Origin of the sequence: Pseudomonas sp. ARP3, assembly GCF_001029595.1 — a bacterium.
Classification (GTDB): Bacteria; Pseudomonadota; Gammaproteobacteria; order Pseudomonadales; family Pseudomonadaceae; genus Aquipseudomonas; species Aquipseudomonas rhodesiae.
The window spans coordinates 192,603-205,008 of record NZ_LEKF01000009.1 but is presented as its reverse complement, the minus strand read 5'-3'; the positions used below and the strand labels follow the sequence as shown (position 1 = coordinate 205,008).

Here is a 12,406-nt window from a genome sequence, read left to right as displayed (position 1 = left end):
CTCCACAAGCACCCACACGAATTGCTTGATTCAGTTGTTAAAGAGCGGTTGGTTAAGATCTTTCGTCTCAACCGAGGCGCGCATTCTACAGCAGCCTCATTTGCTGTCAAGTGATTATTTTCAGAAGTTTTCGAAGATTTCTTCAACAACTTCAACCACTTGCGCCTCCGATCTCTCGTTAGCGGGAGGCGAATTCTACAGCGTTACACGCTGCTGTCAACACCTCTTTTTCTCCGCTTTCGATCGAGAAGATCGAAACGTTAACAGAGCCAAACAACACTGCTCTACCAACTCCTTCTGGGCTTCGATGAACTGAAGCGATCCGCGGTCGAATCTTGCGCAACCCTTTGTTTACCAAGGAGTTTTACGTTTCGACTGCGCCGGAAGTGGGGCGAATTATAGACTTCTGGAATCTGCCGTCAAGCGTTAATTACACCTTTTCCGCAGAAGATGGTTTTTTCGCCATAAGTCGGGGGATACGGCGCATTAATGGGGGTACCCGCAACGCCAAAAGCAGCGCCCCTATAAAGGCGTAGACTGCCCACTCCTTCAGATCTGCCCTCACGATCCACAACATATGCAATAAACCAAGACCAAGAATCACATACACAAAGCGATGCAGCTTCTTCCAACGAGTACCCAGCCGACGCTGGCTATAGCGATTCGAAGTCACGGCCAAGGCTAACAAGCCCAGGAACCCCAATGCTCCGACGATAATGTAAGGTCGCTTGCGCAACTCCACTCCCAGTTGTGACCAGTCCAATCCTAAGACAAAGACACAATAAGCAGCCAAATGCAGCACCACATAAGCAAAGCACCACAACCCCAACTGCCGACGCACCGCTATCCACCCCGACCACCCAGTGAGCTTCTGCATCGGCGTCATTGCCAGAGTGATCAGCAACAGGACCAACGTGCCCAACCCCAAGCGATCAACCAACACCTTGCCCGGATCAGGCCCCAGCGCAAAACTCCATGCTTGATACAACCACCACAACGGCCATATCGCTACGGCGATAAAAACGCCGACACGCCAGATAGGATGACGCATCAATAGTTCTTCCGCAGGTCAAGGCCCGTATAAAGAGAAGCCACCTCTTCCGAGTATCCATTGAACATCTGCGTTTCACGCACGTTAGGACTGAAAAGGCCACTTGGCAGCCGACGCTCCCGCGCCTGAGTCCAACGAGGGTGATCGACAGTGGGGTTCACATTTGCATAAAACCCATACTCATCCGCAGCGATGCTTTGCCATGTGGTTTTCGGTTGCTCACTGACCAGGCTGATACGCACAATCGACTTCACACTCTTAAAGCCATACTTCCACGGCACAACCAAACGTAACGGCGCGCCATTCTGGTTAGGCAGCTCCCGCCCATACATGCCCACGGCAAGAATCGCCAAAGGGTTCATCGCCTCATCCAAGCGCAAGCCTTCCACATAAGGCCAATCGATCAGAGCGAAGCTAGAACGCTGACCCGGCATGCTTTTTGGGTCCTGCAAAGTCTCGAAACGGATGTACTTGGCCTTGGACGTCGGTTCGACCTGCTTAAGCAAAGCGGCAATCGGAAACCCTATCCATGGAATAACCATCGACCACGCCTCGACGCAGCGTAAACGGTAGATTCGTTCTTCCAATTGATAAGGTTTCATGAAGTCTTCAAGGGCATAACGCCCAGGTTTCGCCACCTCACCATCGATCACAACACTCCAGGGCTCAGTCTTGAGCGAACCGGCATTTTTTGCCGGATCGCCCTTGTCGGTACCGAACTCATAGAAGTTGTTGTAGTGGGTTGCGTCCTTGAATGGAGTAACTGCCTCATCTTTGACCGTTACCGCTTGCCACTTTGTAGCAGGCAGCTTTTCGGTAAACCACCCAGGCGCCCTACCCGGTTCGACGTCGGCATAACGCGCAGCATCCTCCGCACTCGCCCAACGTGGAAGACTGGTGGCGGCAATGCCGGCAAGTGCGCCACCGAGCAGGCTGCGACGAGAGAGGTAAAATGATTCAGGCGTGACGTCCGACTCATGGGAATCGGACGCTTTAGGCAATTTGATTAACATGGCAACTCCGCAGCATTGGAGGACTGATGCACCAATAGACTGTGGAGTATGGGGGAAATTACATTAAGGCAACGTTTTGTCCCGACGCAGACGCAGCAAATACTGAATCGGGCCCGACGCGGCATAAACCAGGAATGCCAGCAGCAGAATCCGCGGCGGATCGCTGAACACCACGGCGAACACCAGCACCACGACAAGAATCGCCACGAAAGGCACACGCCCCTTGAGGTCCAGCTCCTTGAAGCTGTTGTATTTGATGTTGCTGACCATCAACATCCCGGCAGCCGCCACCATCAAGGCCACCAGGAACGACATTTTCGACCCCTGGATACCGTAATCACTGAACGCCCAGACAATACCCGCCACCACTCCCGCAGCAGCCGGACTGGCCAAGCCGATAAAGTAACGCTTGTCCGCGGTACCCACTTGGGTATTAAAGCGCGCCAGACGCAACGCGGCACCCGCGACATAGATAAAGGCAACCATCCAGCCAACCTTGCCCATATCACCCAGCGCCCAAGCAAACGCCAGTAATGCAGGGGCGACGCCGAATGCCACCATGTCCGACAGCGAGTCGTATTCGGCACCAAATGCACTTTGCGTATTGGTCATCCGCGCTACACGACCATCCAGACCATCAAGCACCATGGCCACAAAAATCGCGATAGCAGCAAAACCGAAATATTTGCTGGCACTCGCCGCGTCGCCCGCCGCCAGTGCACTTTGGGCGCTCATGGAGTTGATGATCGAGTAGAAGCCGGCGAACAGGTTCGCGGTGGTAAACAAGTTAGGCAGAAGATAGATGCCACGATGCCGGACCTTGCGGCCTTCCGCGTCATGCCCTTCTTCAACATGCTCATCAATCGGCAGCATGCTTTCGGCGTCGGAAGCCTGGTTTGGCTCTTCGGGACGTTCGCTCATGGACTTTACCTTGCAACAGTTTGAAAAATTCGACAAAGACTTGCGGCGAGTGTTCGCCAGCAAACGATGCAGCTTTATACCAGAACCGGCCAGCCAAACGAAAAAACGCGGCCTAGGCCGCGTTTTTCTTTGATGCGTACGACTTAGTTTTTGGCTTTGTCGACGATCTTGTTGGCACCGATCCACGGCATCATGGAGCGCAGTTGCTCGCCGATGACTTCGATACCGTGAGCAGCGTTGTTACGACGCTTAGCGGTCATCGAAGGGTAGCCGGTAGCGCCTTCGCTGATGAACATTTTGGCGTACTCGCCGTCCTGAATGCGTTTCAGGGCGTTGCGCATGGCCTGACGGGACTCGGCGTTGATTACTTCCGGACCAGTCACATACTCGCCGTACTCGGCGTTGTTGGAGATCGAGTAGTTCATGTTGGCGATCCCGCCCTCGTACATGAGGTCAACGATCAGCTTCAGTTCGTGCAGGCATTCGAAGTAGGCCATTTCCGGCGCATAGCCAGCTTCAACCAGGGTTTCGAAACCAGCTTTTACCAGTTCAACGGTACCGCCGCACAGAACGGCTTGTTCGCCGAACAGGTCGGTTTCAGTTTCGTCTTTAAAGGTGGTTTCGATGATGCCGGTACGACCGCCACCCACGCCAGCAGCGTAGGACAGCGCAACGTTCTTGGCGTTGCCCGATGCGTCTTGGTAGATCGCGATCAGGTCAGGAATACCGCCGCCTTTGACGAACTCGGAGCGTACGGTGTGGCCCGGCGCTTTCGGCGCGATCATGATCACGTCCAGGTCGGCGCGTGGCACAACCTGGTTGTAGTGAATTGCGAAGCCGTGGGAGAAGGCCAGGGTGGCGCCTTTTTTGATGTTCGGCTCGATTTCGTTCTTGTACAGCGAGGACTGGAACTCGTCCGGGGTCAGGATCATGACCAGGTCGGCAGCAGCAACCGCGGAAGCAACGTCAGTCACTTTCAGGCCATGAGCTTCAGCCTTGGCTACGGTGGCCGAGCCTTTGCGCAAACCAACAGTCACGTCAACGCCAGAGTCTTTCAGGTTGCAGGCTTGCGCGTGACCTTGGGAGCCGTAGCCGATGATGGCGACTTTCTTGCCCTGGATGATCGACAGGTCACAATCTTTATCGTAATAAACTTTCATGAGGTTCCTCTATATATCCAGGCCTTAAGGCCATTCGCTAATTTGGGTTAGATGCTGAGTACTTTGTCGCCACGGGCAATCCCGGTGACACCACTGCGTACGGTTTCCAGAATCGAGGCTGTCCCGATCGACTGGATGAAGCTGTCCAGTTTGTCGCTGGTACCAGTCAGTTGAACGGTATAAACGCTGGCGCTCACATCGACGATCTGCCCGCGATAGATGTCGGTAGTCCGCTTGATCTCAGCACGTTGGGCGCCCGTGGCCTTGACTTTAACCAGCATCAGCTCGCGCTCGATGTGAGCGCTTTCCGACAGGTCGACCAGCTTGACCACTTCGATCAGCTTGTTGAGGTTCTTGGTGATCTGCTCGATCACCTCATCGTGGCCTACGGTTGTCAATGTCAGACGCGACAGAGTCGGGTCTTCGGTCGGCGCCACTGTCAGGCTTTCGATGTTGTAGTTGCGTTGCGAAAACAGGCCGACAACACGAGACAGAGCGCCGGGTTCGTTCTCAAGAAGCAGGGAGATGATATGCCGCATGATTACGTACGCTCCGTCTTGTTCAGCCACATGTCGCGCATAGAGCCGTCTTTGATCTGCATCGGGTAGACGTGCTCGCTGGTATCCACCTGAATATCGATGAACACCAGACGATCCTTCATGGCGAACGCCTCTTCCATCTTCGGCTTCAGATCTTTCGGATCAGTGATGCGAATGCCAACGTGGCCATACGCTTCTACCAATTTGATGAAATCTGGCAGCGACTCCATATAGGAATGGGAGTGACGGCTGTTGTAACTCATGTCCTGCCATTGACGCACCATGCCCAGCACGCCGTTGTTCAAGCAGACGATCTTGACCGGCAAACCGTACTGCAGGCACGTCGACAGTTCCTGGATGTTCATCTGGATGCTGCCTTCACCGGTGACGCACGCAACATCGGCGTCCGGGAAACTCAGCTTCACCCCCATGGCGGCGGGAAAACCAAAGCCCATGGTGCCCAGGCCGCCGGAGTTGATCCAGCGGTTCGGCTTGTCGAACTTGTAGTACTGCGCGGCGAACATCTGGTGCTGGCCCACGTCGGAGGTCACAAAGGCGTCGCCCTTGGTCACTTCGCACAGGGTTTCGATCACGGTTTGTGGCTTGATGATGCTGCCGTCACCCTTGTCGTAAGGGAACAGGCCGCGATCACCGCGCCACTCATCGATCTGCTTCCACCAACTGGCCACCGACTCCTTGTTAGGCGTCTCGCCGATATCCTTAAGCGCGGCGACCATTTCGGTCAGCACGCTCTCTACAGGACCCACGATCGGCACGTCGGCCTTGATGGTCTTGGAGATGGACGCCGGATCGATGTCGATATGGATGATCTTGGCATTTGGGCAAAACTTGCTCGCGCCGTTGATAACCCGATCATCGAAACGTGCGCCAACCGCCAGAATGACATCCGCGTGGTGCATGGTGAGGTTAGCGGTGTAGCTGCCGTGCATACCGAGCATGCCGACGAACTGACGGTCCGTACCCGGAAACGCACCGAGCCCCATCAGTGTGTTGGTCACCGGCAAGTTGAGCAGCTTGGCCAGTTCGGTCAGCGGTGCGGAACCGCCGCCCAGGATCACACCACCGCCCGAATACAACACTGGACGCTTGGCCGCCAGCAACATCTCTGCGGCCTTGCGGATTTGCCCTGAGTGCCCACGGACCGCCGGGCTGTAGGAACGCAGCTTGGCTTTCTTGGGGAAGACGTATTCGAATTTTTCCGCCGGGTTGGTCATGTCTTTCGGAACATCGACAACGACAGGGCCCGGACGACCGGACTGTGCGAGGTAGAAGGCCTTTTTCATGACTTCCGGGATTTCCGACGGATGCTTGATCATGAAGCTGTGTTTCACGATCGGCCGGGAAATACCGATCATGTCGGTTTCCTGGAACGCATCGGTTCCCACCATGGTGCTGGGCACCTGGCCGGAAATGATCACCATCGGGATGGAGTCCATATAGGCCGTCGCAATGCCGGTAATAGCATTGGTTGCGCCTGGGCCGGAAGTTACCAGCACTACACCGGCTTTACCGGTGGCGCGGGCATAACCGTCAGCCATATGGGTCGCGGCTTGTTCGTGGCGAACCAGGATGTGGGTAACAGCCGGTTCCTTGAACAGCGCGTCGTAAACATGCAGAAGAGCACCACCTGGGTACCCGTAGATATAGTCGACGCCTTCGTCACGCAAAAAGCGGACGAGCATCTCACCACCAGATAAAAGCTCCACGTTGTTCACCTCTAAAACGCCAGAATACCGTCCGTTAAAAACCGACGGGTCTTAATAGGTTTACTTCTCAACAGAGCATGAGCGACGGTGGTCGCCGACTACGTCAGCACTGACTGAGCAAGTATTGGGATCGTCCCAAGTGTTGCGGGCTTTTCCCACCCAGCGCGAGGTAACGCGTTGCGGGTGTAACAGGTCGGCGCGGATGTGCGCCTCATGATCTGCTGAGCGGGCCTGCTTCTGGCAGTCCCGATACAGCGGACTTTGGATTCTTCTGTTTCAGGCCCTTCAAGTCAAGCAATAATTGCGCTTTTTTCCAACTAAGCGCATGAGAACGTAGAAGAAAGGGCCGTGAGGAGGGATAAAACTCGCCTGAATGTCGTCAAGCGGTAGAAATATGCGCAAGACTGCCGAAAAAGCCGGCAGTCAGGCAATTAACGAGCGTCGACGATCAATTGATCGAACTTTTTCAGCGCGTTGCGCAATCCGAGGCTTTCCTGAGGCCGGTCTACATAGACCATCTCGGCCATTTCTAGAATCCCCGACGCGCGTGGCAAAGGCAGATCCTGTTCAAGGATGTGCTTCATGCGCGCCAGGAAGATCCATTGCAGCCACTGGTGGAAATCCAGCGTATCCACCGAAAACGGCTCAACACTGCTGAGTGCTTCAGAGCTGGGGGGAACCTCTTCCCACCAGCCTTGCACGCGCAGCTCTCGCTCAATCAGCAATAACTGTTCGGCAATCGCAGGAAAACGCCCATCCATCAGAGGTTGACCTTGGCTTTCTGGCGGGCCTGGGCGGCGCCGGCGGCATCGCCCTGCGCGGCGCGCGCGTCGCCGATCAATGCCCACAGGCTGGCTTGCAGGTCTGGGCGACCATTGGCCAGGCTCAAACCCCGACGCGCGAATTGTTCGGCCTGCGGCGCGTCGCCCTGAGCCATGCGCACCTGCGCCAGGCGATACAGAACCTGAGGTTCTCGGGGTGCGACACGTTGCGCGCGTTCAAGGCTTGAGGAAGCGCCGTTCAAGTCGCCACCCGCCTGTTGCTGCTGAGCAGTGGTCAACAAAGCCAGCACCGGCCCGTCCAGTTGCTCGTCAGCCGACAAGCCGCCTGCATTGGAAGACGACGGAATGCCGCTCGGCGAGGACGGCATGTTATAGGTGCCTTGATTGACCGGCGCCGTCTGAATCGGCGTGGCGTCGATCGGGCCGGAAGTGCTTGGCCCTGGTGTCCACGGCTCGGCACTGATCGGCGCCGAAGTCGCGGCACCGCCGCCGGGCACCATCACCACCACGCCCGAGTCCTGCGGCACCGCTTGAGCTGCGGCCTGGACGGGACGCTTGGTCACGGTTTGGCGGAAGCCGCCATTGGCCGAGATCCGGTCGCTATTGGAAACGGCCGTGCTCGAGTCCACCACTGGAATGGAACCGCGTTGCACGCTGGAGCAACCGCCGAGCAAAGCCAGCGCTGTAATAGCTGGAAACCACCACTTGTTCACTTGAAACCCTCTTTGCTTAGTTCATCCAGCCCTTGACCCAGTCCATCACCGATTCTGCGTCAGCAGGGGCACCGCCACCGCACGCAGCACCGGGTGGTGGTTCGCTGCCGCGAATATACGGCATCTGCACCGCGCCCGGGCAGTTGGCATCAGAGCCCTGACCGGTGTGCGGATCGATCCAGGCCTGCACGATGTTATCCGGCTGCGGCATGTTCAACGGGAGCGGGTCAGCCTTGCGCATAAAACTGGTCCAGACCTGCAACGCGCCTGTCGCACCGGTGAACGGTGTCTTGCCATTATCGTCGCGCCCCAGCCATACAACGGCCAATACATCCTGACCAAAACCGGCGAACCAACTGTCCCGCGAATCGTTACTGGTGCCGGTCTTGCCCGCCAGCGTCAGATTGGACGGCAGCACCTTATAGACCGAACTGCCAGTACCTTCGCGCATTACGCGCTGCATGGCGTTCTGGATCAGGTAGATGGAACCCGCGTCGAAACGCTGCTGAATCTGGAAAGGATAGCGCTTGAGCGGCTCCCCTTCGGCGGTCAATACACTGCGGATGCCCCGCATCGGCGTATTGAAGCCACCGTTGGCCAGGGTCTGATACATCGTTGCCACTTCCATCGGCGTCATCGCGCCAGCGCCCAGCAGAATGGATGGAAACGCTGGGAATTCACGAGTAATGCCCAGTCGCGCCAATGTCTTGAGCACATTCGGCACCCCCACTTCCAGACCGAGGCGAGAGGTGGAAATGTTGTAGGAATGCGCCAAGCCCTGGTACAGGAATACCGTGCCATGGGAGCGGCGATCAAAGTTCTGCGGGGTCCACACCTGACCATCCCCGCCCTTGACCGACAGCGGATCGTCCGAGAGCCAACTGGTGAGCGTGTATTTGCTCGGCTTTTCCAGTGCGGTCAGGTACACCGCCGGTTTAACCAGCGAGCCGATCGGGCGCACAGCATCCAAGGCGCGGTTGAACCCGGCAAAGCTGGCCTGACGACTGCCGATCATGGCCTGCACTTCACCCGTTTCAGGGTTAGTCACCACCATTGCTGCTTCCACTTCGTCGGAACCTTTGCGCCCGGTCAGACGCTTGAAGGTGTCGTTGACCGACGCTTCAGCCTTCATCTGCAGGATCGGGTCAAAACTGGTGAAGATTCGCAGCCCCTCCTCGGTCAAGTCTTCGTCGCGATAGTCTTCACGCAACTGGCGTTTGACCAGATCGACAAAGCCTGGGAATGAGCTGTCCGCCAACTTGCCGCGGGAGGTCACGCCCAATGGCATTTTCTTGGCCGCGGCAACCTGCTCGGCGGTAGCAACGCCCTGCTGCTCCAGCACGTCCAGCACCAGGTTGCGGCGCTCCAGCGCACGCTCCGGATTACGACGCGGATTGTAATAGGAAGGTCCTTTGACCATGCCGACGAGCAGCGCTACCTGGTGCAGCTTCAATTCGGACAGCAGCTGGCCGAAGAAGAACTGACTGGCCAAGCCGAAACCGTGCACTGCGCGCTGACCATCCTGGCCGACGAACACCTCATTAAGGTATGCCTCAAGGATTTCCTGCTTGCTGTAGTGCAGCTCAAGCAGCATAGCCATCATGGCTTCGGTGAGCTTGCGGGTCAGGCTGCGCTCGTTGGTCAGGTAGAAGTTCTTAACCAATTGTTGCGTCAGCGTACTGCCGCCCTGGGTCATTTTGCCGCCGGAGGTGTTCACCCAGATCGCGCGGGCAATCGACTTGGGCGAGACGCCCCAGTGGCTGTAGAAATCGCGATCCTCTACTGCAACCAAGGTTTCCAGCAGGTAAGGCGGCACCTGATCCAGCTTGATCAGGATGCGATCTTCAAGGTTTTTAGGGTAAATACCGCCGATCATCAGCGGTTCCAAACGAACCACAGGCAGTTTGGAACCATTGAGCGACGACAGTTCGGCCACATAATCGCCGGAGAAGCGCACGCGTACCGGCTGAGGCTTTTCCAGGCCTTCATAGAATTGGAAGCCACGAGTGTTCAAGTCAACCGTATTACCGCTGACGGCGGCGGCACCCGGGCCATTGCTGACCGGCTCACGGCGATAACCGAGCGCGTCGAGCTCGGTGAGGAAGTCATCCTTGGTCAGCTTCTGGCCAGTGAACAGCTCCAGCGGGCGGGCGTAGACCTTGGCCGGGATAGTCCAACGTTTACCAGAGAACTTCTCTTGGACCACAGCGTCGAGGTACACCGCAAAGCCGGCGAGCACTACAAGACCGACAAGGCCGAGCTTGAGCGCCCAGCCCAACCAGGGGCGCAGGCTGCGGGAAGGTGTTTTTTTACGGGAGCGGGGAGATCGGGTTCGAGTCATGGCGGCGGATTATACGCACTTTATCGATGATCAACATGAGCCGGACAGCGGTTTGCACGACCGCCTACAGCGGCCATAATGCCCGACATGATTTCCCCAAGACTCTGAAGGATCGCCCGTGAGCCAGTACCTGATCGCAGCCCTGCAAGACCCGGCGTTGTACCCCCATCCGGTAGAAGCGTTCCAAGTCATCGAAACCCATATCTCCTGGGTCATTTTGACCGGCCCCTTTGCTTATAAATTGAAGAAACCGATGAACTTCGGCTTTCTGGACTTCACCGCCCTGGAAGATCGCGGGCATTTCTGCAATGAGGAACTGCGCCTCAACCAACGCCTGACCCAGGATTTGTACCTGGAAGTACTGCCGATCACCGGCACCGCCGAATCGCCACAACTGGGCGGTGACGGCCCTGTGATCGAATACGCGCTGAAGATGCGTCAGTTTCCCCAAAGCCAACTGCTCAGCACCTTGCAGGCCAATGGCGAACTGACCGCTGCGCACATCGATGAAATGGCCCGGCAGATCGCGCACTTTCACCTCAGCGCCCCTCATGTACCGCAAGCTCACCCCGCCGGGACCCCGGACGAGGTGATGGCGCCGGTGCGACAGAACTTCGAGCAGATCCGCCCGTTCCTCAGCGACAAGGCCGACCTGGCTCAACTCGACGCCTTGCAAGCCTGGGCCGAAAGCAGCTTCGAACGCCTCAAGCCGCTAATCGCGCAGCGCAAGCTCGATGGGTTCACCCGCGAGTGCCACGGTGACATCCACCTGGGCAACGCAACCCTGATCGATGGGCAAGTGGTGATCTTCGACTGCATTGAGTTCAACGAACCGTTTCGCTTCACCGACGTTTACGCCGACACCGGTTTCCTGGCCATGGACCTGGAAGACCGCGGCCTCAAGTCCCTGGCTCGCCGCTTCATCAGTCAGTATCTGGAACTGACCGGCGACTACCAGGGCCTTGAGTTGCTGAATTTCTACAAAGCCTACCGTGCCCTGGTCCGCGCCAAAGTCGCGCTGTTCAGCATGCCGAGCGAAGCCAGCCCGGTGCAACGGGCCACCACCCTGCGCCAATATCGCAACTACGCCAATCTGGCGGAAAGCTACAGCACCATTCCATCGCGCTTTCTGGCGATCACCCACGGCGTCTCGGCCGTCGGCAAAAGCCACGTCGCCATGCGCCTGGTAGAAGCCTTGGGTGCTGTGCGTCTGCGCTCGGATGTAGAACGCAAACGCCTGTTCGGTGAACAGCAGGTGGAAAACACACCTCAGGCCGGCATCTATGCCGCCGACGCCAGCATCAAGACCTACGCACGCCTGAATGAAATCGCCAACATCGTGCTGCGCGCCGGTTTCCCGGTGGTGCTGGACGCGACGTTCCTCAAACGTGAACAACGCGATGCTGCCGCCAAGGTCGCCGAAGCCACTGGTGCGCCGTTTCTGATTCTGGATTGCAATGCGCCACAAGCGGTCATCGCCAGTTGGTTGGCGCAACGCCAGGCGGAACAAAACGACCCGTCCGACGCGACCTTGGCAGTTATCGAGGAACAGCAGGCTCATCGCGATCCCCTCACGCCGGAAGAGTTATTGCAGAGCAAGCGGGTGGAAACCAATCAAAGCGGAACCCTGGATGCACTGGTCGCGCAAATTCGTCAGCGTCTGCCAGGCTTGTAAGAAAAATTTATTGGTCGCGTCGTCTACTTAAACGCGCGACCGCACAATAGTGGCACTATAATGGCGTCATAAGTCCAACAGGAGTCGTTTTCATGAGTAAGCCTAAGCTTCTTGATACACCGCTCTACGCGCTCCTGCACAAAGACGATATTCGCGGCTTCAACCAAGAGCGCCCTACCGAAGGTGTCATCGATATGCGCGGAGGCGATTTCCGCGGTTTGGACCTGCGCGACCTGAACGCCACCGGCGTGGACTTCACCGACGGGTATTTCCGCTCTGCCGACCTGCGCGGTCTGGATTTGCGCGGCTGTTCGCTGGAAGGCGCCAGCCTTGCCCATGCGCAGATTTCCGGCACCTACTTCCCGCCTGAACTGACCGCCGATGAGATCCTGATGTCGGTCAACTTCGGCACTCGCCTGCGTTACCGCACCAAGTGAACCTCAAGGTCCAGGCCCCGGTTATGCGCCAGCGTAACCTGGGCCTT

The 12,406-nt window shown here is 57.3% G+C and carries 11 protein-coding genes; 2 read left to right on the top strand and 9 right to left on the bottom strand.

What is annotated here, in order from left to right:
• Positions 1-430 precede the first annotated feature (430 nt).
• From msrQ to mrcB, 9 genes are all read right to left on the bottom strand, one after another.
• Positions 431-1,051, bottom strand: coding sequence for a protein-methionine-sulfoxide reductase heme-binding subunit MsrQ (msrQ, locus tag ABX75_RS13250; RefSeq protein ID WP_034100651.1), 621 nt, complete (start codon positions 1,049-1,051; stop codon positions 431-433).
• Positions 1,051-2,064, bottom strand: a complete 1,014-nt coding sequence (gene msrP, locus ABX75_RS13245) for a protein-methionine-sulfoxide reductase catalytic subunit MsrP (protein ID WP_034100652.1) — start codon at positions 2,062-2,064, stop codon at positions 1,051-1,053. Before msrP ends, msrQ begins: the two co-directional genes overlap by 1 nt.
• 63 nt (positions 2,065-2,127) lie before the next feature.
• The gene (gene pssA, locus ABX75_RS13240; protein WP_034100654.1) at positions 2,128-2,985 is read right to left on the bottom strand and encodes a CDP-diacylglycerol--serine O-phosphatidyltransferase; all 858 of its coding nucleotides are present in this window, start codon (positions 2,983-2,985) and stop codon (positions 2,128-2,130) included.
• A 143-nt stretch (positions 2,986-3,128) separates the two neighbouring features.
• Positions 3,129-4,145 (bottom strand): ketol-acid reductoisomerase, encoded by a 1,017-nt coding sequence (gene ilvC, locus ABX75_RS13235; RefSeq protein WP_003194132.1) that lies wholly within the window; start codon positions 4,143-4,145, stop codon positions 3,129-3,131.
• Between the two features lie 47 nt (positions 4,146-4,192).
• Positions 4,193-4,684, bottom strand: coding sequence for an acetolactate synthase small subunit (ilvN, locus tag ABX75_RS13230; protein ID WP_003176102.1), 492 nt, complete (start codon positions 4,682-4,684; stop codon positions 4,193-4,195).
• A 2-nt stretch (positions 4,685-4,686) separates the two neighbouring features.
• Positions 4,687-6,411, bottom strand: a complete 1,725-nt coding sequence (locus ABX75_RS13225) for an acetolactate synthase 3 large subunit (protein WP_034100944.1) — start codon at positions 6,409-6,411, stop codon at positions 4,687-4,689.
• Positions 6,412-6,842: 431 nt separating this feature from the next.
• Positions 6,843-7,172 (bottom strand): YqcC family protein, encoded by a 330-nt coding sequence (locus tag ABX75_RS13220; RefSeq protein ID WP_034100655.1) that lies wholly within the window; start codon positions 7,170-7,172, stop codon positions 6,843-6,845.
• Positions 7,172-7,906: a M48 family metallopeptidase gene (locus ABX75_RS13215; RefSeq protein ID WP_034100657.1), complete on the bottom strand. Its 735-nt coding sequence runs from the start codon at positions 7,904-7,906 to the stop codon at positions 7,172-7,174. Before ABX75_RS13215 ends, ABX75_RS13220 begins: the two co-directional genes overlap by 1 nt.
• Before the next feature lie 16 nt (positions 7,907-7,922).
• Positions 7,923-10,247, bottom strand: a complete 2,325-nt coding sequence (gene mrcB, locus ABX75_RS13210) for a penicillin-binding protein 1B (RefSeq protein WP_047882064.1) — start codon at positions 10,245-10,247, stop codon at positions 7,923-7,925.
• Between the two features lie 118 nt (positions 10,248-10,365).
• Here mrcB and ABX75_RS13205 point away from each other — a divergent pair, with 118 nt between their 5' ends.
• Both ABX75_RS13205 and ABX75_RS13200 read left to right on the top strand, forming a co-directional pair.
• Entirely contained in the window at positions 10,366-11,922 is a 1,557-nt protein-coding gene (locus tag ABX75_RS13205; protein WP_047882063.1) for a bifunctional aminoglycoside phosphotransferase/ATP-binding protein, read from the top strand.
• Between the two features lie 92 nt (positions 11,923-12,014).
• On the top strand, positions 12,015-12,359 hold the full coding sequence (locus tag ABX75_RS13200; RefSeq protein ID WP_034100662.1) for a pentapeptide repeat-containing protein: 345 nt from the start codon (positions 12,015-12,017) through the stop codon (positions 12,357-12,359).
• Positions 12,360-12,406 lie beyond the last annotated feature (47 nt).

What these genes read in the sequence shown, in the direction of transcription:
- ilvC (WP_003194132.1), bottom strand. Translation starts at nt 4,145, where the DNA reads ATGAAAGTTTATTACGATAAAGATTGTGACCTGTCGATCATCCAGGGC.
- mrcB (WP_047882064.1), bottom strand. Translation starts at nt 10,247, where the DNA reads ATGACTCGAACCCGATCTCCCCGCTCCCGTAAAAAAACACCTTCCCGC.
- pssA (WP_034100654.1), bottom strand. Translation starts at nt 2,985, where the DNA reads ATGAGCGAACGTCCCGAAGAGCCAAACCAGGCTTCCGACGCCGAAAGC.
- ABX75_RS13220 (WP_034100655.1), bottom strand. Translation starts at nt 7,172, where the DNA reads ATGGATGGGCGTTTTCCTGCGATTGCCGAACAGTTATTGCTGATTGAG.
- ABX75_RS13200 (WP_034100662.1), top strand. Translation starts at nt 12,015, where the DNA reads ATGAGTAAGCCTAAGCTTCTTGATACACCGCTCTACGCGCTCCTGCAC.
- ilvN (WP_003176102.1), bottom strand. Translation starts at nt 4,684, where the DNA reads ATGCGGCATATCATCTCCCTGCTTCTTGAGAACGAACCCGGCGCTCTG.
- msrQ (WP_034100651.1), bottom strand. Translation starts at nt 1,051, where the DNA reads ATGCGTCATCCTATCTGGCGTGTCGGCGTTTTTATCGCCGTAGCGATA.
- msrP (WP_034100652.1), bottom strand. Translation starts at nt 2,064, where the DNA reads ATGTTAATCAAATTGCCTAAAGCGTCCGATTCCCATGAGTCGGACGTC.